The organism is Nakamurella multipartita DSM 44233 (genome assembly GCF_000024365.1).
In the GTDB taxonomy this organism is placed as follows: Bacteria; Actinomycetota; Actinomycetes; order Mycobacteriales; family Nakamurellaceae; genus Nakamurella; species Nakamurella multipartita.
Map to the genome: position 1 here is coordinate 729139 of NC_013235.1, position 21299 is coordinate 750437.

Genomic DNA, 21299 nt, shown 5'->3' on the forward strand with positions numbered 1-21299 from the left:
GCAGATGAGCGAGGCGCTGCTGACGGTCACCGACCTGACCGTCACCTTCAACCGGCGGGGCGTGGCCCCGATGAAGGCGGTGGACGGGGTCAGCTTCTCCGTCGCGCCGGGGCAGACCGTCGGGCTGGTCGGCGAGTCCGGCTGCGGCAAGTCGGTGACGTCGCTGGCGATCATGCGGCTGCTGCCCCCGCGGGGCAACAGCGTCACCGGCGTCGTCGAGTTCGAAGGCACCGACCTGCTCGGCCTGCCGCTGAACGCCATGCGGGACCGCCGCGGCCGCGATCTGGCGATGATCTTCCAGGACCCGCTGTCGTCGCTGAACCCGGTGGTGCCCATCGGGATCCAGGTGACCGAGGTGCTCGAGCGGCACCGCGGGATGAAGCGGTCGGCGGCGATGGGTGAGGCCCGGGACCTGCTGGACTCGGTCGGCATTCCCGACCCCGGCCGGCGGCTCAAGGAGTACCCGCACCAGCTCTCCGGCGGCATGCGGCAGCGGGCACTGATCGCGATGGCCCTGGCCTGCCGGCCGCGGCTGCTCATCGCCGACGAGCCGACCACCGCGCTGGACGTGACGATCCAGGCCCAGATCCTGGCCCTGCTCAAGTCGCTGGTCGTCGAACACGGCACCGCGCTGATCATGATCACGCACGACCTGGGCGTGGTCGCCGGCCTGTGCGACGAGGTCAACGTGCTCTACGCCGGCCGGGTCGTCGAGCGGGCCGACCGGCACGAGCTGTTCGCCGTGCCCCGGCACCCGTACACGCACGGGCTGCTCGAATCGATCCCGCGGTTGGACGCCGGGCCGGGGGAGCGGCTGACGCCGATCGTCGGGTCGGTCGCCGACAACATCCCGTGGACCGGCGGGTGCGCGTTCGCCCCGCGGTGTTCGCGGGAGATCGATCCGTGCCGCCAGGTCACGCCGCTGCTGGAGCCGGCCCCCCAGGCGGCCCCGGATCACCTGCAGCGCTGCCACAACCCGGTCGTCCCGGCCGCGGTGGGCGGCCCCGACCTGACCAAGGGGGCGTCATGACGACCGGGCCGGCGTGGGAGGACCCGATCGTCGTCAATCCGGACGAGGCGACGGCCCACGCGGCGGCCGAGGTGGCCACCGACCGGATGGAGCACGGCGCGCACGAGTCGGAGCCGCTGCCCGATCTGCCCGCCGCCGAGCTGTCGGCCGCCACCAAGGACGCCGAGATCCTGCTGGAGGTCAACGACATCAAGGTGCACTTCCCGATCCGCAAGGGAGTGCTGATCGACAAGGTGGTCGGCCACGTCTACGCCGTCGACGGCGTCTCGCTGGCCGTCAAGCGCGGGGAGACCTACGGGCTGGTCGGCGAATCGGGGTGCGGCAAGACCACGCTGGGCCGGGCGATCCTGCGGCTGATCGAGCCGACCGCCGGGTCCGTGCTGTTCGACGGGGTCAACGTGGCCGACCTCAAACCCGAGCCGCTGCGCCAGATCCGGCACCGCATGCAAATGGTGTTCCAGGACCCGCTGTCCTCGCTGGACCCGCGCCAGTCGGTGCAGTCGATCCTGGAGGAGGGCATGCGCGCGCACGGCATCGCCACCACCGGCGGGCAGCGGCTGCGCGACCTGCTGTCCGCGGTCGGCCTGCCGACCTCGGCGCTGCGCAAGTTCCCGCACGAGTTCTCCGGCGGCCAGCGGCAACGCATCGGCATCGCCCGCGCGCTGGCCGTCGACCCTGAGCTGATCGTGGCCGACGAGCCGGTCTCCGCCCTGGACGTGTCCGTGCAGGCCCAGGTGATCAACGTGCTGGAGGACCTGCAGGCCGACCTGGGCCTGACCTACGTGGTGATCGCGCACGACCTGGCCGTCGTCCGGCACATCTCCGACCGGGTTGGCGTGATGTACCTGGGGGCGCTGGTCGAGGAGGCCACGTCGGCCGACCTGTACGCGAGCCCGCTGCACCCGTACAGCCGGGCGCTGCTGTCCGCGGTGCCGGTGCCCGATCCGGTGGTCGAGGACAGTCGCGAACGCATCCTGCTCACCGGCGACCTGCCCTCCCCGGCCAACCCGCCGACCGGCTGCCGGTTCCACACCCGCTGCCCCTGGCGGCAGCCGACCAAGTGCGACACCGACCGGCCCGTCCTGACCGAGTTCGCCCCCGGGCACCGGGTCGCCTGCCACTACGCGGCCGAGATCGCCTCCGGTGCGTTGGTCCCGCACCAGGTGCAGGAGTCGGTCATCTAGGCCTTTCGGCGGGTCAACGCCCGTCCCTGCGTGGTCGGCGGGGCCAGCGTTGGCGGGGATGCCGATCCCCAGGCACCATGGGCGCCATGGTCGCCGACGCCAACGCCGCAGCATCCTCGTCTGCCCGTCGTTCCGCGTCGGCCGAGCTGGGCAACGGGGCGGTGACGCTGACCAAGGCGCTGTCCATCGTCGAGTTCGTCGCCGAACGGGAGGGCGCCTCGGCCCGGGAGATCGCGGTCGGCGTGGGCATCCCGCTGAGCACCGCGTACCGGCTGGCCCACATCCTGGTCGGCGCCGACTACCTGGTGCATCTGAAGGAGGAGCGCCGGTACGCCCTGGGGATCAAGCTGCGCATCCTGAGCCAGTCGGTGGACCGGCAGTTCGGGTTGAGCCCGGAGCTGCGGGCCGAGATCGGGATGCTGCACCGGCAGGTTGGGGCGGCCGCCTACTTCGCCCAGTACCGGGGCAGCGAGGTGGTGGTGGCGCACGTCGAGGACTCGCCGGAATGTCCGCGAGTGGTACCGCTGGACGTCGGCCTGCACGAGGCCACCCACGCCACCGCGTTCGGCAAGGTCCTGCTCGCCGGGATGCTGCCCGAGCAGCGCGATCAGTACCTGGTCGATCACCCGATGCGCCGGCTGACCCCGGCCACCATGACCGACCGGGGCGCGCTGGAGAACGACCTGGCCACGGTCAACCGGAGCGGGGTGGCCTGGGAGTACGAGGAGTTCCTGCCCGATCTGATCTGCGTGGCTGCCGGTGTCCGCGGCGGTAATGGCATGATCGTCGGGTCGGTCGCCCTGTCCGGGTCGGCCCAGCGGATGCGCCGCAGCGCACCGGCCTGCGAGGAAGCCGTCCGGCGAACCGCCGCACGGGTCAGCCGGTGCCTGCGGGCCTACGCCCAGGCCCGCCCCTGACCCTCCGCTCTCTCCCGTCTCTCCCGCTTCTCGCGCGGATCAACTACGCCCGCGCGGATGAACCCACCCCAGTTGTGACTCATGGGACCTGAGTCAACGAGTTCATCCGCGCGGGCCGTCGGGCGAGTGGTCGATCGGGCCAGGGCCGGGCCGGAACTTCGCGAAACGTCAACCCCCATCGAGTGACTGGTCGGGTCCCCGCGGCCCGGACTACCGTCGAAATCGCCGCCGCCCGCGACCCGGCGCCGGTCGTCCCGACGATTGGAGACCACGATGTCCGACACGCCCAGCATCGACCCGACGCGCACCGCCGTGGTGCTCATCGAGTACCAGAACGACTTCACCTCCGAGGGCGGCACCCTGCATGGCGCCGTCAAGGACGTCATGGAATCGACCGGGATGATGAAGAACACCGCCGAGGTGGTCGACGCGGCCCGGGCGGCCGGGGCCACCGTGATCCACTCGCCGATCAGCTTCGCCGAGGGCTACGGCGAGATCTCGTCCACGCCGTACGGCATCCTGGCCGGCGTCGTGGAGTCCAATTCCTTCGTCAAGGACAGCTGGGGCGCGGCGATCGTCGAAGAGATGAGTCCGTCCGACGGCGACATCGTCATCGAGGGCAAGCGCGGGCTGGACGCCTTCGCCTCCACCAACCTCGACTTCATCCTGCGGTCCAAGGGCATCGACACCATCGCTCTGGCCGGCTTCCTGACCAACTGCTGCGTGGAGTCGACCATGCGCTCGGGGTACGAGCGCGGCTACCAGGTCTACACGCTGACCGACTGTGTCGCGGCCACCTCGCAGGACGAGCACGACAACGCGATCGCCAAGGACTACCCGATGTTCTCCCGCCCGACCACCGGCGCCGCCTTCGCGCAGGCGCTGACCGGCGGGGACAAGCCGGTCGACGCCAGCCGCGGGTACTGAGCGGGCGAGCCGGCCGGGGAATGCCCGACCGGCCCGCCGGGTGCCGATCCCGCGCGGATCAACCTGCACCGGATGTGACTGGTGAGACCGGAGTCAACCAGTTCATCCGCGCTGGGGAAGTTGATCCGCGCGGGCAGGGGGGGGTTAGAGCTCCTGGGCCTTGAGGGATTGCACGATGTGCTCGGCCTGCCGGATGGCCAGCGCGACGATGGTCAGCGTCGGGTTGGCCGCTGCGCCGGTGGTGAACACCGACCCGTCGGAGATGAACAGGTTCGGCACGTCGTGGGCGCGACCGTAGGCGTTGGTGACGCCGTCCTCGGGCCGCTCCGACATCCGCGCGGTGCCCAGGTTGTGGGTCGCCGGATACGGCGGGGTGCGGTGCGAGGACAGGGCGCCGACCGACTCGTAGAGCAGCTGCCCCTGCTGGTAGCCGTAGTTGCGCATGGCGACGTCGTTCGGATGGTCGTCGAAATGCACGTTGGGCACCGGCAGGCCGTGCTGGTCCTTGACCGCGTGGTTGAGGGTGACCCGGTTGGTCTCCTGCGGCATGTCCTCGCCGACGATCCACATGCCGGCCGTGTTGGCGTAGCTGTCCATGATCGAGGTGAATTCCGGACCCCACAGACCCGGCTCGACGAAGCTGGCCAGGAACGGCACCCCCAGCGAGAGGGTCTCCATGTAGAAGCCGCCGGCGAACCCGCGATCCGGGTCGTGCCTGGACTCGTCGGCGATCAGGCCGGCCATCGTCTCGCCCCGGTACATGTGCACCGGCCGGTCGAACTGGGCATACACCGAACCGGTCGTGTGCCGCATGTAGTTGCGGCCCAGCTGCCCGGAGGAGTTGGCCAGGCCGTCCGGGAACTGCGGGCTGGCCGACATCAGCAGCAGTCGCGGCGTCTCGATCGAGTTGCCGGCGACGCAGACGACGCGGGCCTTCTGCCGCTGCAGGGTTCCATCGGCGTCCAGGTAGAGCACCGAGTCGGCCCGGCCGGAGGCGTCGTGGGTGATCTGCACGACATGCGAATTGGGCCGCAGATCCAGCTTGCCGGTGGCCAGCGCCTTGGGGATCTCGCTGACCAGGGTGCTCCACTTGGAGCCGTTCTTGTCGCCCTGGAAGTTGAAGCCGTCCTGGATCGACGCGGGTCGCCCGTCGTACGGCTCGGCGTTGGTGCCGTACGGGCCGGTGGCGTAGTACAGGTAGCCCAGCTTCTCGGCGCCGTTGGCCAGCACGAAGTAGTTGTTGTTGGCCGGCAGCGGGGCGCGGCCGTTGGTGTGGGTCGAGCCGATGCGATCCTCGGCGGTCGAGTAGTAGGAACGCATTTCGTCGGCCGTCACCGGCCAGTCGAGCAGGTTGGCCCCGTCGATCCGGCCGTAGTAGGTGCGGGCCTTCCACTCGTGGTCGTGGAACCGCGGCGTCGCGCCGGACCAGTGGGTGGTGGTGCCGCCGACGGCCTTGACGATCCAGGCCGGCAGGTTCGGGAAGTCCCGCGGCATCCGCCACGATCCGGACGTGGTGCGCATGTCCAGCCAGGCCATCTGGCCGAACGCTTCCCACTCGTTGTTGACCCAGTCGTCGATGGAGAAGAACGCCCCGGCCTCCAGACAGACGACGTTGACGCCGGCCTTGGTCAGGTCGTGCACCATCGTGCCGCCACCGGCTCCGGAGCCGATGACGACGACGACCGAATCGTCGTTCTGGTCGAACTGCGCGCCGGCGTGCGCGCCGCCGCTGCCCTTGGTGGTCGCCATGTCAGATCACGCTCCGGTCGAGGTCTTGATGGGCACGAACTTGACGGGGCCGTCGTACTCGGTGATCCGCGGTTCGGGCAGCCAGTCCAGGTCGTTGAAGCCGCGGCCGAGGTAGCCGCCCTTGTCGAAGGAGGACCCCTCGTAGCCCAGGGCCGCCCAGGTCTCCGGGTCGTCGTAGAGCGCGACCGTGGTGAACCGGCGGACGTAGCCGAAGAACGGGGTGGCCTCGATCCGCTTGAGGATCTTGTAGCCCTCGGCGTTGCTGACCCCGACGAAGTCGCCGTCGGCCAGCGCATCCAGATCGGACAGTCCCTGCTGCAGGATGGCCTGGTTGTAGGCCGAGCCGGCGGCGTCGGCGATCAGCTTGTCCGCGGTGCGCTCGTAGGGTCCGCGCGGGACGTTGGCGTGCGGGTAGGCCGCCTGCAGCGCCCGGATCAGGACCTGCCTGGCGCGCTCGGTGTCCTGGGTTGAACTCATGCCCTCTCCACTTCGGTGTGGTGATCACAGGAGCCCGGATCGATCCGGGTTCCTGGGATGGTGTGCGCGGGCGACATGGAGTCGTTGGGATGGCCGCCCGTCGGCAGGAACGCAGCCACTGTGCTGCCCCGATCGGGTCGATATCCAGACCGGTTCTCGCAGCATGAGAACGATCGGTCGCGGTCGGCGGCGGGCTGCAATAGGGTCGGCGTCCGGCTCCGTAGGAACCATCGGAAAGGATTCGGAAATGATCTTCATTACCGTCAAATGGCCCGTCAAGCCCGAACATGCCGATCAGTGGCTGGATCTGGTCAAGGACTTCACCGAGGCCACCCGGGCCGAACCGGGCAACCTGTGGTTCGACTGGTCGCGCAGCGTCGACGATCCCAACGAGTACGTGCTGGTCGAGGCCTTCCAGGACGACGCCGCCGAGGCCCACGTGAGCGCCCCGCACTTCAAGCAGGCCCAGGCCGACCTGCCGCAGTACCTGGTCGAGACGCCGCGGATCGTCAACTTCCAGATCCCGGGCGAGGAGTGGTCCCGGCTGGGCGAAATGGAAGTCAAGTAAGCAGATCTCGCCGCCGGCGGGCGGCCGTCACCGGCTGAACGGCACTGGAGCGGAGCCCAGGCCGCGCAGCGAACCGGTTAGCCGCCCAGCAGGATCGGTCGCACTGACCAGGCACTGGGCGTAGAGGTAGTCGGCCGGCGGGACAAGGTTTCTGGCCGCCGACAGGTCCGGAATCGGCTCCACATCGGTGGTCTGCTCGCGGAACGCCCCGATGGTGACCTCGACCGTGAGGGCGCCGGCGGCGGTGATGTCCGACATGCCGGTCTGCGTGCCCACCAGGTCACGGCACCCCTGATCCAGCTGATCCTGGGTCAGCTCGGGTGCGCTGAGATCGGCGTCGGCGAACACCTCGGACCGGTGTGGCTGCGCGCACGACAGGTATTCCAGCGGGTCCTGCCGGCACACCCCGATCAGGTCGCGCACCGGCGGGTTCGACCACCCGCCGCGCAGCGTGAAGTCCACCCGGCCGGGGCGCTGGATCGTCGAGGCGAACGGATCGGAGATGGCGGCCACGCAGGCCGCCCAGCGCTGACCGGCCGCAGCCTGGACCCGCGACGGCCACAGGAACCCGGTGGCCAGCGCCATCACCGAGGTGTGCCAGTACTTCTCGGCCGGGCCGTCGGTCAGCGGGATCCCCAGGTACGCGGTCACCTGCTGATCGCATTCGGGCCATTGCCCCAGCTGCTCATCGATCGAGGTCTGGGCCGCGTCCACGGCGGCGATCTCACCGTACCGGGGTCCGTCGCAGGGGCCGGTCTCGGCGGCCGCGGGGGGATCGTCGGGGCCGGCGCCGGGTTGGTCGTCCCAGCCGATCCCGGTCGGCCGGGTCAGCACGCAGTCGCCGACCAGCGGTGCGGGTGGGATCGGCGCTGCGGTCGGGGTTCCGGCGACCGGGCGGGTGGCCACCCCGATCGCGGTGACCGCCAGGACCGTGAGCGCGACCAGGGCGACGCCGACCAGCCGGCGCTGCGCCTGACCGATCACCGATCCTCCGGATCGACCGGCCATTCCGGGCGCGCCCGGGCCGCCGCGTCGCGCAGCGGCCCCGCGTCGATGCTGGTCGCGGTCTCCGGGACTCCGCGGTCGGGCCAGGCGCAGACCAACCTCAGCGGGCCGGGCGGCGGCAGCGGCCACAACCAGATGTCGCGGGCCCAGGCCGCGCCGAAAGTGTCGACCCGGCCCAATCCCCGCATCACCGGCCGGTCCGGTACCCAGTCGGCCGGCATGACCTCCGGCGGCCGATCGGTGTGCGGTGAGTAGTCATCCAGGCTGGTGACCCGCTGACCGTCGGCGAACTCCACCCCCCACCGCAGGCCGCCCGGCGGCAGCGCCAGGTGCAGCATGCCCCGGCCGTGACTGACCGAGAGCTGCTGGAAGACGCGCCGGCGCAGCTCCGCCGGTTGCTCGCGGACGCGCACGGTCAACCGCAGGACGACCCCGTCCGGGTAGACGCGGGCGCCCTCGATGAGCACCACGGTGCTCGCCGACCGGCCCAGCTCGACCGACAGGGCCACCGGTTCCGGGCGCACGTCCCCGGGCGGGCAGTCCCACCGCGAGATCAGCGGGGGTGGCGTCACATCCAGCGTCACCCAATCGAGCTCATCGCCCGGAAACGATGGGAAGAACGAGACCGTCATGCCCCGATGATCCATGATCATGCGAGACGACGGGGAGGATGCGTGGGCGATCAACCGGTGGTGCGGACGACGGCCGGACCGGTGCGGGGCACCGACGACGGCCGGGTGCGGGTGTTCCGGGGCGTGCGCTACGCGGCGCCGCCGACCGGGGAGCGGCGCTGGCGGGCCCCGGTCCCACCCCAGCCCTGGACCGAGCCGGCCGATGCCACCCGATTCGGCCCGGTCGCGCCGCAAGCGGCCAACCCCGTCATCAATCTGGGTCCCGGCGCCGTGCAGGACGAGGACTGCCTGTTCCTGAACGTGTGGTCGGCGTCCTCCGTTCGGCCGCTGGACGGTCGGCCGGTGCTGGTCTGGGTGCACGGCGGGGCTTACTTGCTCGGCGCCAGCAGCCAGCCCCTGTACGACGCGAGCTCGTTCGTGGCCGCCGGGGACGTCGTCGTGGTGACCATCAACTACCGGGTCGGCGCCCTGGGGTTTGTGGACCTGACCTCGTTGTCGCCGCGGGCGGACAGCAACCTGGCCATCCGCGACGTGCTGCTGGCCCTGCAGTGGGTGCGCGAGAACATCGCCGCGTTCGGCGGTAATCCCGATCAGGTCACCCTGGCCGGCGAGTCGGCCGGTGGCGGCCTGGTCACCACCCTGCTGACGGTGCCGGCCGCGGCCGGGCTGTTCGCCCGGGCGGTGGCCCAGAGTTCTCCGGCCACCAGTGTTTTCGGCTCGGACCGGGCCGGCTTGGTGGCCGAGGCCTTCCTGCGTCGGCTCGACTGTGCCGGTGCCGGTGCCGGTGCTGATGGCGATGACCGCTTCGCGGCGCTGCAGCGTCAGCCGATCGCGCAGGTGCTGGCCGCCTCGTCCCACACCTACGAGGAGATCCCGACCACCTACCCGGGCATCCTGGCCTACTTTCCCCAGGTCGACGGCGAGCTGGTGCCCGAGCATCCGCTGGATGCGTTCGTGGCCGGCCGCCAGCATCGGGTGCCGCTGCTGATCGGGACCAACAAGGACGAGGCCTCGCTGTTCGCGCGGATGGCCGCGCCGATCATGCCGGTGGCTCCGGACACGCTGCGCAGCATGTTCGGCCGGATCGCCCAGGAGCAGCCGGAGCTGACGCTGCCGACCGAGCCGCGCGTGCTGGCCGCGTATGCCGACGTCCGGCGGCCGGGTCGCGGGCTGGCCGTGGCCCGGGACATCGGCTTCCGGATGCCGACCGTCTGGCTCGCCCAGGCGCACGCGGCGGTGGCCCCGACCTATCTGTACCGCTTCGACTGGGCCACCCCGATGCTGCGGCTGCTGCGCATCGGCGCCACCCACGCCACCGAGCTGCCCTACCTATGGGGCAACCTGGGCGCCGGGCCGAAGGACCCGACGTTCAAGCTCGGCGGCCTGCGCACCGGTCGGGTGCTCTCGGCGCGGATGCAGCAGCGCTGGCGGGCATTCGTCCGCGGCGGGGCGCCGGACGCCGACGGAGCCGAATCCTGGCCGGCCTACGACACCCGGAGCCGGTCGACGATGGTCATCGACCACCGGGATGCGGTCGTCGGCGACCTGGACGCCGAGCTGCGCACGGCCTGGGGCCCGACGGTGCTCGCCTTCCGCTGACCGCGCCGCCCCCTGCGTGACCGCGCGGATCATCTACCCCCGCGCGGATCAAGTCGTCACTTTCTGTCCCACCAGCCACAAAAGGCGGGGGGTTCATCCGCGCCGGCGAAGTTGATCCGCGCGGGAACCGGGAGCCCGGGGGGAGGAGGGGTCAGCCGGCGCCGAGGTAGGCGCTGACGCCGTCGGCGATGCCCTGGGCGTACTGCTGCTGGCCCGCGGACGAGCTCATCAGGGCGGCGTCGGCGGAGTTGCGCATGTTGCCCATCTCGATCATGACGGTGGGCCGGGTGGACAGGTTCAGGCCGGCCAGGTCGCTGCGCTTCCACAGCCCGCCCGAGCCCAGGTGGTTGGACGGGGACAGTCCGTCGTTGACCAGCGCGTCGCGCACGGTGCTGGCCAGCGACTCGGACTGGGCGGCCATCGCCGCCCCGGCCGGGGCCCGTTCGGCGGTCATCACGTAGAAGCCGCGGGCGCTGGCGTCGTCGCCGTCGCCGTGGATGGAGATCACCGCGTCGGCGTTGGCGTCATTGCCGAACGCGGCCCGCTTGTTCACGCACGGGCCGACGCCGTCGTCGCTGGTGCGGGTCATCCGCACGTCATACCCGCGGGCCTGCAGGATCGCCTGCAGCTTGGTGGCCACCCCCCAGTTGAACTGGTGCTCGGTGTAGCCGTCGTTGGTCGAGGTACCGGTGGTGTTGCAGGGCTTGGTCTCGCCGAAGCCGGCGTCCACCAGGGCGTTGATCACGTCCGGGTTGGCCCCGTTGGCCCCGTTGTGGCCGGGGTCGATGACCACCACCCGGCCGCCGCCGGAGGGAGCGGGCGCCGGGGCCTGGGTCGCCGGGTCCTGCGTCTGCACCGGCTCCAACGGGGTGGGCTGCTCCACCGGCGGGGTGTAGTCGTCGTCGGGGGCGTCCACCACCGAGGTCGTCTCGGGTGCCGGCTCCGGCGTCGAGGTGCTCGGCTCGGGGGTCGGGCTCGGGGTGGGAGATTCGCTGACCGAGGTGCTCAGCCCGGGCACGGTGATGGGGCTGGCCGAGGAGGCGGCGCTGCTGGTCGGCGTGAAACTCGTGCTCGGCGGGTCGGCCTGCTGGCTCGCCGTGGCGCACGCGGACATCAACAGAACGGAAGCGGCAACGATGACGCCGAATCGTGCGCGTCGTCCCGGCCGGGCCTCGTGACTCATGCTCGCTACTGTGCCATCACCGTGGGTAAGGCCCGGGTAGGTCCGGCGGCGTTTGCCCGGATGCGGGGCCACTACTGTGGCCGGTGGCAGGGCCGCGTCGCACACCGCCCGCTGGAACGGAGAACCGCATGCTGCCCGGAATGCCAGACTTCTCGCAGATCCTCATCCAGGCCCAGCAGATGCAGGCCGAGATGGAACGTGCACAGGCCTCGCTGTCCGAGCAGGAGGTCACCGGCACCGCCGGGGGCGGCCTGGTCACCGCGGTGCTCACCGGCGGCGGCGACCTGGTCCGGCTGTCCATCGACCCGTCCGTGGTCGATCCGGCCGAGGTCGAGACCCTCGAAGACCTGATCGTGGCCGCCGTGCACGACGCCCGCCGGGCCGCGCAGGACATCGCCAACGACACCATGGGCGCGGCCGCCAACGGGCTGGCCGGCTCGCTCGACCTGTCGGCGATGGGCCTGTCCCTGCCCGGCTTCGGACCCGAGTCGCTGGACCAGGACGACGATGACGATGACGACTTCGAAGACGACGAGGACTTCGACGAGGACGACTTGGAGGAGGACGGTCTGAACCAGGACGATCGGGGACGGGCCGAGGTCATCGAGATCGACGTCATCACCATCGACACGGTGGTGGACGAGGGCGGGGACGACCCCACCGGCGGCTCGCCGCGTCCGCTGTCCGGGCCGGACGGGCGCTGAGTGGCCGTCTACGAGGGTCCCGTCCAGGACCTGATCGACGAGCTGGGGCGGCTGCCGGGCATCGGGCCCAAGTCGGCCCAGCGGATCGCGTTCCACCTGCTCACCGCCGACCCGGTCGACATCACCCGGCTGCAGAGCGCCCTGCAACGGGTCAAGGACGAGGTCCGGTTCTGCACCGTCTGCGGGAACGTGGCCGCCGACGAGAAGTGCCGCATCTGCGCCGATCCGGCCCGGGAGGACGCGGTGATCTGCGTCGTCGAGGAACCCAAGGACGTCGCCGCGGTCGAGCGGACCCGTGAGTTCCGCGGCAAGTACCACGTGCTCGGCGGGGCCATCTCGCCGATCGACGGCATCGGCCCGGACCAGCTGCGGATCGCCCCGTTGCTCACCCGGATCGCCGCGCCCGGCGTCCGGGAGGTCATCCTGGCCACCGATCCCAACCTGGAAGGGGAGGCGACCGCCACCTACCTGACCCGGTTGTTGCAGCCGTTCCCCGGTTTGACCGTCACCCGGCTGGCCAGCGGGCTGCCGGTGGGTGGCGACCTGGAGTACGCCGACGAGGTCACCCTCGGTCGGGCGTTCGCCGGTCGACGTTCGGTCGATGCCTGAGCCGAGCGATCCGGGCCGCCCGTCGGAGGCGAGCTCGACCGGGTCCGGTGGCATCTACCACTGGCGCGACCAGTTGCGCGTCACTCTCCGCGCGCTCGAACCCGACGACACCCAGCCGATGCCGCGGATCAGCCCGGAGCCGCTGCCGACCCCGCCGGATCTGCTGGAGCTGTTGCGGGCGCTGGGCGTCGCGTTGCTCAACAGCGCCGACTCGGCGGCCACCGCCACCCAGACGCTGCAGGACGTGGCCGCGGTCTACCAGGTCGACCTGCAGGCCATGGTCATGCCCACGGGCATCCTGCTGCGCTCCAGCCGGTCGGAGGTCGACCTGGTCACCGTGCCCAACCGGGACCTGCGGCTGGACCAGATCGGTCAGGTCAACGACCTGGTGGCCCTGCTCAAGACGGGCACGATCAGCCCGGCCGCCGGGCTGGAGCGGCTGGACCGGATCCTGACGGCCGAACCCCGGTTCCCCGTGTGGGTCTCCGTGGTGGGGCAGATGGTGCTGGCGGTCGGCTTCGGCCTGCTGCTCAACCCGGACCTGGTCGGCCTGCCGTTCTACGCCGGCCTCGGGCTGTTCGTCGCGCTGCTGCGACTGCTGGCCGGCCGGTGGGGCACCCTGTCGGTGGCCCTGCCGGTGATCGCCGCGTTCCTGGTGACGGTGCTGGCGGTGGAGGTGGTGGCCCCGTTCGTGCGGGACGACCCGATCCGGTTGGTCGTCCCCGGCCTGATCACCTTCCTGCCCGGGGCCACCCTGACCATCGCCACCATCGAGCTGGCCGGGGCGCAGATCGTCTCCGGCGCCAGCCGGCTGGTCTGGGGCATGTCCCAGCTGCTGCTGCTGGCGTTCGGGGTGTTCGCCGGGCTCAACCTGATCGGCTACCCGGAGCATTCCGGAGCGGTCCAGGCGGGCGCCTGGGCGCCCTGGGTCGGGGTGGCCCTGGTCGGCGTCGGCTACATGCTGTATTCCAGCGCGCCCCCGGGGGCGCTGATCTTCCTGCTGATCGCCCTCTACGGCTCCTACGCCGCGCAGACCGCGGGCGCGCTGCTGCTGACCCCCTCGCTGTCCGGCCTGCTCGGCGGCCTGGTCATCGTGCCGCTGAGCCACCTGCTCTCGAAGTTCCCGCACAGCCCGCCGGGCGCGGTGCTGCTGTTGCCGGCGTTCTGGCTGTTGCTGCCCGGGGCGCTGGGGTTCCGCGGCGTGTCGAGCCTGGCCATGGGGGAGACCAGCGGTGTCCAGGATCTGATCATCACCGGCATCTCCATCTTCGCGGTGGCCTTTGGGGTGCTGGTCGGGATGTCGATCACCAAGGACGCCGGGGCGATCCGGCGCACCTGGCGGCTGCGGGTCTTGCGCCGACGGTCGGAGCGGCAACGCCGGCGGGTCCGCTTCAGCGGTCGAGGGCCGGGGTCAGGTCGCTCGGGTTGACCCCGAAGTGCCGCTTGAACGAGCGGGAGAAGTGACTCGGGTCGGTGTAGTGCCAGCGCCGGGCGACCTGGCCGACGCTCATCCCGGCGAGCAGGTCGTCACGGGCCCGGGCCAGCCGGCGCAGCCGGATGAACGAGGCCACGCTCTCCCCGGAATCCTCGAAGGCCCGGTGCAGGGACCGGACCGAGACCCCGACCGCCCGGCTGACCTCGGCCGCGGACAGCCGCTGCTGACGCAGGTGCTTGTCGATGTAGGCCTCGGCCACGGTCCGGGTGGCGGCGGTGGCCTGCGGGACCCGGACCGGTTCCTGCAGCGCGGCGGCCAGCAGCTCGATGGTCGCGTTCCGGGCGGCCGGCAGCGCGCCCAGCGGTAGTTGGTCGATGGTGGCCGACAGCGCGTCCAGGTAGCCGCTGAGCAGGGTGACGGCCGGCGCGGTGGCGTCCAGCACGGACCCGGTCATCAGCTCGCCGCGGGCGCCGACCTCGGCCAGCGCCGCCTTGGGCACCAGCAGGCTGCGTTTGACCAGCGGCTCGCGGACCAGGAACTCGGCCGGCGTCTCGGAATCCCAGACCACCACGCTGCCCGGCTCCAGCGCCGCCTGGCTCTCGCCCTGCCGGACCACCTCGCGGCCGCGCAGCGTCATCAGCATCACCAGGTAGCCGCCGTCGGTGCCGGCGATCTCGTGGCTGCCGCGCACCCCCGCGTTCGGGTCGCAGGAGCAGTCGACCAGCACCAGGTCGGCCAGGTGGCGCCGGCGCACCGAGGCGCCGAAGCCGGTCTGCGGGTCCTGCACCAGCTCGGTGATGCTCCACGGCAGGTGCGTGGTGGACAGCATCCGGCTCCACGCGTCGTAGGCCTCCGCGCGGCCGTGCGTGCGAAACGACCAGTCGTCGGGTTGCGTCATTGCACCTCCTGGCGCCCTCGACCGTAAAGGCTGCCGGTCCGGGCGACAAGGGGGCCCCGCCCGATGGCGCAAACCGGCCGGATCTCGGCACGAATGTGCATGGATTGTGGTCCCGGTCACGTCTTAGGTTGGCGCTGCAGACGATCACGGAATCCGCACACCGGTGTGAAGGAGCCTGAATGACAAGCACTTTGGACGATCCGACGGCGGCGGTCGCCGACCCGGAGAACCGTCAGGACGTCGAGTTCGACTCGGACGGGGTCACCCTGCGGGGTTGGTACTACCGCGCCGCGGGAGACGCCGAAACGGCCCCGGTGATCGTGATGTGTCACGGGTTCGCCGCGGTCAAGGAGATGTACCTGGACCGCTACGCCGAGCACTTCTCGGCCGGCGGCCTGAACGTCCTGGTCTACGACAACCGCAACCTGGGCGCCTCGGACGGCGAGCCGCGCGGCGAGATCGACCCGCAACGCCAGATCGACGACTTCCGCAACGCGATCACCTTCGCCGAGACGCTGCCGGGGGTGGACCCGGACCGCATCGGCATCTGGGGCTCGAGCTACTCCGGCGCGCACGTGCTGGTGGTCGCGGCCACCGACCGCCGGGTCAAGGCGGTCACCAGCCAGGTGCCCGTCGTCGACGGCGACGCCAACTTCCGGCAACTGGTCCGGGCCGACTTCGTCGACGGCGCCCGGGCCGGCTTCGACGCCGACCGGCGGGCCCGGTATGCCGGCCAGCCGCCGGCGATGATCGACGTGGTCAACGAGGATCCGATGGCCCCGTCCGCGCTGCCCACGCCGGACTCCTACGAGTGGTTCATCGGCACCCACAAGCTGCGCGCCCCCAGCTACGTCAACTCTTGCACGCTGCGCAGCGTCGAGCGGTTCTCCGAATACCAGCCCGGGGCCTACATCCGGCTGATCGCGCCCACCCCGCTGCTGATGTGCGTGGCCCAGAACGACGTGCTCACCCCGACCCGGATCGCGTTGGACGGGTTCGAGACGGCCCGCGAGCCCAAGCAGCTGGTCGTCCTGCCCGGTGGCCACTTCGACGCCTAAGTCAAGGGTTTCGACATCTCGGCGGGCGTGCAGCTGGACTGGTTCCGCCGGCACCTGCTGGTCGGGGCGGGGGTCTGAGATGAGACTTCGGGACAAGGTGGCCGTGATCACCGGTGCGTCTTCGGGTTTCGGCCGTGCCGCGGCGCTGCTGTTCGCCGCGGAGGGGGCGTCGGTGGTGGTCGCCGACATCATCGACAAGCCGCTGCCCAAGGGCTTCGAGGACGATCTGGAGCACCCCACCGACGAGCTGATCCGCAGCAAGGGCGGGCAGGCGGTCTTCGTCCGCTGCGACGTCACCCGTAAGGCCGACACCGACGCGGCCGTCGCGGCCGCGGTGGAGAGCTTCGGCCGGCTGGACGTCATGTTCAACAACGCCGGGATCTATCGCGGCGGCAAGCTGTTCGACGAGTTCACCGAGGAGGACCTGGACGCCTGCTTCAACGTCAACGCCAAGGGCACCTTCTTCGGCACCCAGTCCGCGGTGGTGCAGTTCCGCCGGCAGGACCCGAACCCGGCCACCGGCCAGCGCGGCACCATCGTGAACCTGGTGTCCACCGCCGGGCTGCAGGGCCACCCGCGGCAGTCGGTCTACAACATCTCCAAGGGCGCGCAGGCCAACCTGACCCGGTGCGCGGCCATCGAGTACGGACCCGAGGGCATCCGGGTCAACGGGATCTGCCCCACCTACGCCAAGACGGCGCTGACCCGGGACCTGTACGAGGACATGGCCTTCATGCAGACCTTCGCCGACAGTGTGCCGCTCAAGCGCTGGGGTGAGATGGCCGACGTGGCCAACCTGGCCCTGTACCTGGCCAGCGACGAATCCAGCTACGTGCACGGCGATCTCGTGCGCATCGACGGCGGCGAGACGCTCTGCCGGTACTCGGTCTGAGCCCAGCGGCGTATACCGAGGGAGGCGCTCGTCGGGGGCGTCTCCCCCCGCCGCCACCCAAGCCCACCGCCGGCCGGCAGTGTCGATCTCGCCGGCTGGCGGTGGCCGGTCGTCCTGGACGGCTGGCCGACGACGGCCACCGTGACCGGCGAGTCGCGGTGGATGTCGGGTTCGACGTCGACCGAGGACGGTGGGTGCACCGCACGATGAGTCGGGCGTGGGCCGGACGGCCCGGCCGCAGGTCAGGAGGCGGCGCTGATGGGTGCGCGGTCGAACTCGGCGATCACCTGGGTGGCGACGGCCGCGGAGCTCTTGCGCCGGTCCATCGCGGTGCGTTGGATCCAGCGGAAAGCCTCGGGCTCGGTCATGCCGCGGTGCGTCATCAACAGACCCTTGGCCCGATCGATGAGCTTGCGGGTCTCCAGCCGCTTGGCGGCCGCCTCGACCTCGGCGGTGAGCCCCGCGATCTCGGCGAAGCGGGCCACCGCCAACTCGACCGCGGGGGCCAGCAACGACCGGCTCGGGAAGGCCGGCAGCAGGGCATGGACGCCCGCGTCCCGGACGGCGGCCAGCAGTGGCCGGTCGGTGTCGTCGGTGAGCACGATCACCGGACCGGTGCGCTCGGCCGTGACCTCGGCGACGGCCGGCAAGTCGTCGGGTCCGGGGGCCAGGGCGAGCACGATCAGATCCGGCCTCACCTCCCGGGTCACCGCACCCGCCTGGGCCGGGTCATCGGTCTCGGCCACGATGCGGAACCCGTGATCGGCCAGCACCCGGGCCACCGCAGCGCGGGTCGGAGCATCTCGGTCGACGAGCACGGCGGTGCGCGTCGGCTCCGGTTTCGGCTCGCCGATCAGGCTGGGGAACCGCGACGCGTCGCTGGGTCCTGACCCGCCGTCGCGGGTCAGGCCACCGTCGCCGGGGGCGTCCTGGTGGCCCCGGTCTCCGGCGGCCACATCCGATCGTGATGTCATGGTGCGTAGTCTATCAAGCACTGCGTAGTGGCTCAAGCACGGGTCCGGTTCGCGGCCGTCGTGGACGGCGGATGCCCCTACGATCGGGAACCACCGCGCATCCCGCGGTCGAGGTCATCTGCCACCCCGCTCGGAGGCTGTGTCTTGTCCGAATTCAACGGCGATGTCGCGCTCGCGATTGACGTGGGAGGGACCAAGGTCGACGCCGCGCTCATCACGCTCGACGGCGAGGTCCTCCGGTCGACCCTGACCCGGCGGCCGACCGGACGTGCGTCCAGCCGGGAACTGATCGGCGATTCGATCAGGGACGCGGCGGCCGGGGCGCTGGCCGGCCTGGCCCCCGGGCAACGGCTCCTGGGGATCGGGGTGGGGTCGGCCGGACCGGTCGACCTGCGAAACGGTTCGATTTCGCCGCTCAACCTGCCGACTGCACGCGGTCTGGTCGTGGCGCAGGTGCTGGACGGGTTGCATCCCGGCCTGCCGGTCGTCCTGGCCCTGGACGGCACCTGCATCGCGTTGGCCGAGCACCGGTGGGGCGAGCTCGCCGGTTGTGCCAACGGACTGGCCATGGTCGTGTCCACCGGCATCGGCGGAGGCTTCATCATCGATTCCCGCCCGGTCACCGGAACATCGGGCAATGCCGGGCACATCGGTCAGATCCGGGTCCGGACCAGGGATGGGGCCGACCCGTCGGCCAGCACGCTGGAGGCAATCGCGGCCGGCCCCGGCACCGTCGCCTGGGCCCGGACGCAGGGCTGGACGGGCAGCACGGGGGAGGAACTGGCCGCCGACTACCGGTCCGGATCGCCGGTCGCCCGGCGCGCGGTGGCCCGGTCGGCCGAGGCTCTCGGCGAGGCGATTGCCGCCGCGACCACCCTGCTGGACCTGCAGACCGTCGTGCTGGCCGGCGGATTCGTCAACGTCGCCGACGATTACGTCGAGCAGGTGGCGGCCGCGGTGCAGGTCAGCGCGTTGCATCCCTACGCCCGGTCCGTTCGGGTGACCCGGTCCGCCCTCGGCGGGGACGGGCCCCTGCTCGGTGCCGCCGCGCTGATACTGGGTCGCTGATATTGGGTCGCTGATACTGCGTCGCTGATCCTGCGTCGCTGACCGATCACCCTCGGGCCGGGCGCGGCGTGAGGATCGCGTAGACCACGGCCGCGGTCACCAGGCCGGCCGGCATCGCCACGTCCACCCCGATCAGCGCGGCCACCGGCCCGGTGTAGACCGAGTCCACGCCCAGGGCGGCCGCAACCATGCCGGCCAGCAGAGCAACGGCGCCGGCCGGATTGAAACCGCCGCGGAACCAGAACCGGCTGGTCCGGGTCTCGTCGGACAGCGCGATCCCGTCATACCGGTTGCGGCGCAGCACGATGTCGGTGGCGTAGATGGCCATGCTCGGCCCCAGCAACACCACGGTCAGCTGCAGGACCGTGCCCACCGTGTCCAGGAAATTCGAGATCAGCAGGCCGTACAGGGTCAGCCCGACGGCCGCCGCCCCGTCCACCAGCACGCTGCGCGAGCGGCTGATCCGCACCCCGATCGCCTGCAGGGCCAGGCCGGCCGAATACGCGGTCAGCGCGCTGACCGAGATGGTGCCCAGCACCAGGGCCAGCAGGAACACCGGTGCGAACCAACCGGGCAGGATCTGCTGCAGGGCGTTCTGCGGGTCGGACATGTCCACCGCGGTCGCGGCCAGGGCCCCGATCGAGCAGACCAGCACGCTGGGCAGAAAGCCGCCCAGTGCGGTCCAGGCGGCGGTCGCGACCTTGCTCGAGGTGCGGGGCAGGTAGCGGGAGAAGTCCGCGCTGTTGGTGTACGACATCGGCCCGCGGCGATCAGCGTGACACCGGCGGCGATGGTGGCCCACAACTCGATCCCGCTCATCTTCTCGGCCGGAGCGGCCGAGAAGTCAGCGACCGTCAGCACACTCGTGCCGACCACGGCGAACGCCGCGATCAACGCGATGGTGATGGGCAGGTACAGCCGGACGATCGTGGCGTGCCCGAACACGCTGATGGCCAGGGTGATCGCGGCGATCGCCACCACCACGACGATGGTCTCGATCGGGTTCGGTTCGATGCCGATCCGCTCCAGCAGGGCGAACGCGGCCACCGACGCGGCGGCCAGGTTCAGCGCGAAATAGCAGACCGAGATCACCCAGCCGCTGATCGCGGTGTAGACCCGATTGCCGCGCACCCCGTACATCGCGCGGGTGATCACCTCGCTGGGTGCGCCGGCGGCCGGTCCGGACACCGACAGGAACCCGGGCAGCAGCCAGCCCAGGTTGCCGATCACGATCACCGCCAGGGCCTGCGGCAGGCTCAGCCCCATCAGCACCAGCGTGCCGCCGACGACCAGGCTCAGGTAGTTGACGTTCGCCCCGGCCCACACCCAGAACAGTTCGATCGGCCGGCCGTGCCGTTCGGCGTCGGGAATGTGGTCGATGCCGTGGGTCTCGATCCGGCCGACGCGGTCGGGAGCCGCGACTGCGGGTGCGGCCGGCGGCCGATCGGCGTGGGTGGGGTCGGTCAGCGTCATGGGGGCCTCCAGATCGGGCGGGGCGGTCGGGGAGTGGGCGGCTATTGGTCGGGCGCCCAATTGCTTATTGGTCACGTAGTCAATAGCATGGTGGGCATGACGTCAACCCTCGATCGCAAACGAATTCGCAAGGACCCGGCGACCCGCCGGGCGGAGATCGTCGCCGCCGCCGGCACGATCGCGCTGGCCGAGGGGCTGGAAAGTGTGACGCTGCGCCGGGTGGCCGACGACCTGGCCGTGCGACCCGGGCTGATCAGTCACTACTTCCCCTCGGCCGACGACCTGGTGGCCGAGGCTTACGGCAGCGCGGCGGGGGCGGAACTGGACATCCTGATGCCGGCGGCCGATCGGGACGAGTCGCCGACGGTCCGGCTGGGCCGGTTCTTCAGCCGGACCATGCTCGCGCCCTACGACGAGATGAGCCGGCTCTGGGTCAACGTCCGGCACCTGGCCCGCTACCGACCGCTGCTGGCCGAGCGGGTGGCGCAGCAGGAGACGGCCTGGCGGGACCGGTTGGGCGGTCTGATCGCCGACGGCATCGCGGCCGGCGAGTTCACCACCGACGACCCGGAGGTCGTGGTGATGATGATCCTGGTCGTGCTGGACGGGTTGAGCGCGCACGTCAACACCGGCACGATCCAGCGGCCGGAAAGGGTGCTCACCATGCATGCCGCCCTGGCCGAACGCGAGCTCGGGCTGGCACCGGGCACGCTCGCCCGGGGCGGTGCTCTTCCCGGCTGACCTCCGGCCGGTTGTTCCGGGGTTCGCTGATCTTTCCCGCGCGGGGAGCCCGGGATCCTGGTTTTGGCGCGGCTTTGATCAGCGATGTCTGGGGGCGTGCTGGGGTTCGCTGATCTTTCCCGCGTGGGGAGCCCGGGATTCTGGTTTTGGCGCGGCTTTGATCAGTCACCCTGTCC

Annotated in this window: 20 protein-coding genes and 1 pseudogene; 13 read left to right on the top strand and 8 right to left on the bottom strand. The window is 71.1% G+C overall.

The annotated features are described in order from the left end of the window. The first annotated feature begins 4 nt into the window (after nucleotides 1-4). The 4 genes from NAMU_RS03285 to NAMU_RS03300 all read left to right on the top strand — a co-directional run bounded on the left by NAMU_RS03285 (nucleotide 5) and on the right by NAMU_RS03300 (nucleotide 4058). On the top strand, nucleotides 5-1030 hold the full coding sequence (locus NAMU_RS03285) for an ABC transporter ATP-binding protein (protein WP_015745992.1): 1026 nt from the start codon (nucleotides 5-7) through the stop codon (nucleotides 1028-1030). Nucleotides 1031-1116: 86 nt separating this feature from the next. Next, nucleotides 1117-2214 (top strand): ABC transporter ATP-binding protein, encoded by a 1098-nt coding sequence (locus NAMU_RS03290; RefSeq protein ID WP_015745993.1) that lies wholly within the window; start codon nucleotides 1117-1119, stop codon nucleotides 2212-2214. 86 nt (nucleotides 2215-2300) lie between these two features. Then, nucleotides 2301-3131, top strand: coding sequence for an IclR family transcriptional regulator (locus tag NAMU_RS03295; protein WP_169312465.1), 831 nt, complete (start codon nucleotides 2301-2303; stop codon nucleotides 3129-3131). Between the two features lie 273 nt (nucleotides 3132-3404). Beyond that, complete coding sequence (locus tag NAMU_RS03300) at nucleotides 3405-4058, top strand: cysteine hydrolase (RefSeq protein ID WP_015745995.1); 654 nt, start codon at nucleotides 3405-3407, stop codon at nucleotides 4056-4058. Between the two features lie 144 nt (nucleotides 4059-4202). On the opposite strand, the gene NAMU_RS03305 is transcribed toward NAMU_RS03300, so the two are convergent. Then, nucleotides 4203-5807, bottom strand: a complete 1605-nt coding sequence (locus tag NAMU_RS03305) for a GMC family oxidoreductase (RefSeq protein ID WP_015745996.1) — start codon at nucleotides 5805-5807, stop codon at nucleotides 4203-4205. Nucleotides 5808-5813: 6 nt separating this feature from the next. Next, nucleotides 5814-6284 carry a hypothetical protein gene (locus NAMU_RS03310; RefSeq protein ID WP_015745997.1) on the bottom strand — a complete coding sequence of 157 codons (471 nt, stop codon included), beginning with the start codon at nucleotides 6282-6284 and terminating at the stop codon, nucleotides 5814-5816. Nucleotides 6285-6531: 247 nt separating this feature from the next. Between NAMU_RS03310 and NAMU_RS03315 the strand changes: the two genes are divergently transcribed. Continuing rightward, nucleotides 6532-6852: a putative quinol monooxygenase gene (locus NAMU_RS03315; RefSeq protein WP_015745998.1), complete on the top strand. Its 321-nt coding sequence runs from the start codon at nucleotides 6532-6534 to the stop codon at nucleotides 6850-6852. A 27-nt stretch (nucleotides 6853-6879) separates the two neighbouring features. Here the strand turns inward: NAMU_RS03315 and NAMU_RS03320 are convergent, their stop codons facing one another. Next, nucleotides 6880-7836: a septum formation family protein gene (locus NAMU_RS03320; protein ID WP_015745999.1), complete on the bottom strand. Its 957-nt coding sequence runs from the start codon at nucleotides 7834-7836 to the stop codon at nucleotides 6880-6882. Beyond that, entirely contained in the window at nucleotides 7833-8489 is a 657-nt protein-coding gene (locus NAMU_RS26985) for a hypothetical protein (protein ID WP_015746000.1), read from the bottom strand. The genes NAMU_RS03320 and NAMU_RS26985 overlap by 4 nt, the downstream gene beginning before the upstream one ends. A gap of 6 nt (nucleotides 8490-8495) precedes the next feature. On the opposite strand from NAMU_RS26985, the gene NAMU_RS03330 reads away from it, so the two are divergent. Beyond that, nucleotides 8496-10088, top strand: coding sequence for a carboxylesterase/lipase family protein (locus NAMU_RS03330; RefSeq protein ID WP_052307785.1), 1593 nt, complete (start codon nucleotides 8496-8498; stop codon nucleotides 10086-10088). Nucleotides 10089-10239: 151 nt separating this feature from the next. On the opposite strand, the gene NAMU_RS03335 is transcribed toward NAMU_RS03330, so the two are convergent. Then, a complete protein-coding gene (locus tag NAMU_RS03335; protein ID WP_015746002.1) occupies nucleotides 10240-11202 on the bottom strand; it encodes an N-acetylmuramoyl-L-alanine amidase in 963 nt (320 codons plus the stop codon). A gap of 209 nt (nucleotides 11203-11411) precedes the next feature. Between NAMU_RS03335 and NAMU_RS29060 the strand changes: the two genes are divergently transcribed. Genes NAMU_RS29060 through NAMU_RS03350 form a run of 3 tightly spaced genes read left to right on the top strand, consistent with a single transcriptional unit; the run spans nucleotide 11412 to nucleotide 14013 of the window. Beyond that, nucleotides 11412-11975, top strand: coding sequence for a YbaB/EbfC family nucleoid-associated protein (locus NAMU_RS29060; protein WP_217180735.1), 564 nt, complete (start codon nucleotides 11412-11414; stop codon nucleotides 11973-11975). After that, nucleotides 11976-12584 (top strand): recombination mediator RecR, encoded by a 609-nt coding sequence (recR, locus tag NAMU_RS03345; RefSeq protein ID WP_015746004.1) that lies wholly within the window; start codon nucleotides 11976-11978, stop codon nucleotides 12582-12584. Then, nucleotides 12577-14013 (top strand): threonine/serine exporter family protein, encoded by a 1437-nt coding sequence (locus NAMU_RS03350; protein ID WP_052307786.1) that lies wholly within the window; start codon nucleotides 12577-12579, stop codon nucleotides 14011-14013. The genes recR and NAMU_RS03350 overlap by 8 nt, the downstream gene beginning before the upstream one ends. On the opposite strand, the gene NAMU_RS03355 is transcribed toward NAMU_RS03350, so the two are convergent. Then, nucleotides 13976-14917 (bottom strand): helix-turn-helix domain-containing protein, encoded by a 942-nt coding sequence (locus NAMU_RS03355; protein ID WP_015746006.1) that lies wholly within the window; start codon nucleotides 14915-14917, stop codon nucleotides 13976-13978. The two genes, NAMU_RS03350 and NAMU_RS03355, sit on opposite strands and share 38 nt — an antisense overlap. 179 nt (nucleotides 14918-15096) lie before the next feature. On the opposite strand from NAMU_RS03355, the gene NAMU_RS03360 reads away from it, so the two are divergent. Then, complete coding sequence (locus tag NAMU_RS03360) at nucleotides 15097-15975, top strand: alpha/beta hydrolase (protein ID WP_015746007.1); 879 nt, start codon at nucleotides 15097-15099, stop codon at nucleotides 15973-15975. A 79-nt stretch (nucleotides 15976-16054) separates the two neighbouring features. After that, nucleotides 16055-16867 (top strand): SDR family NAD(P)-dependent oxidoreductase, encoded by an 813-nt coding sequence (locus tag NAMU_RS03365; RefSeq protein WP_015746008.1) that lies wholly within the window; start codon nucleotides 16055-16057, stop codon nucleotides 16865-16867. Nucleotides 16868-17109: 242 nt separating this feature from the next. On the opposite strand, the gene NAMU_RS03370 is transcribed toward NAMU_RS03365, so the two are convergent. Beyond that, nucleotides 17110-17841: an ANTAR domain-containing response regulator gene (locus NAMU_RS03370; protein WP_015746009.1), complete on the bottom strand. Its 732-nt coding sequence runs from the start codon at nucleotides 17839-17841 to the stop codon at nucleotides 17110-17112. A 144-nt stretch (nucleotides 17842-17985) separates the two neighbouring features. On the opposite strand from NAMU_RS03370, the gene NAMU_RS03375 reads away from it, so the two are divergent. Then, complete coding sequence (locus NAMU_RS03375) at nucleotides 17986-18909, top strand: ROK family protein (RefSeq protein ID WP_015746010.1); 924 nt, start codon at nucleotides 17986-17988, stop codon at nucleotides 18907-18909. A 46-nt stretch (nucleotides 18910-18955) separates the two neighbouring features. Here the strand turns inward: NAMU_RS03375 and NAMU_RS31655 are convergent. Then, nucleotides 18956-20382: pseudogene (locus tag NAMU_RS31655) on the bottom strand (purine-cytosine permease family protein). Between the two features lie 96 nt (nucleotides 20383-20478). On the opposite strand from NAMU_RS31655, the gene NAMU_RS03385 reads away from it, so the two are divergent. Then, a complete protein-coding gene (locus NAMU_RS03385) occupies nucleotides 20479-21123 on the top strand; it encodes a TetR/AcrR family transcriptional regulator (protein ID WP_041369739.1) in 645 nt (214 codons plus the stop codon). The last annotated feature ends 176 nt before the right edge of the window (nucleotides 21124-21299 follow it).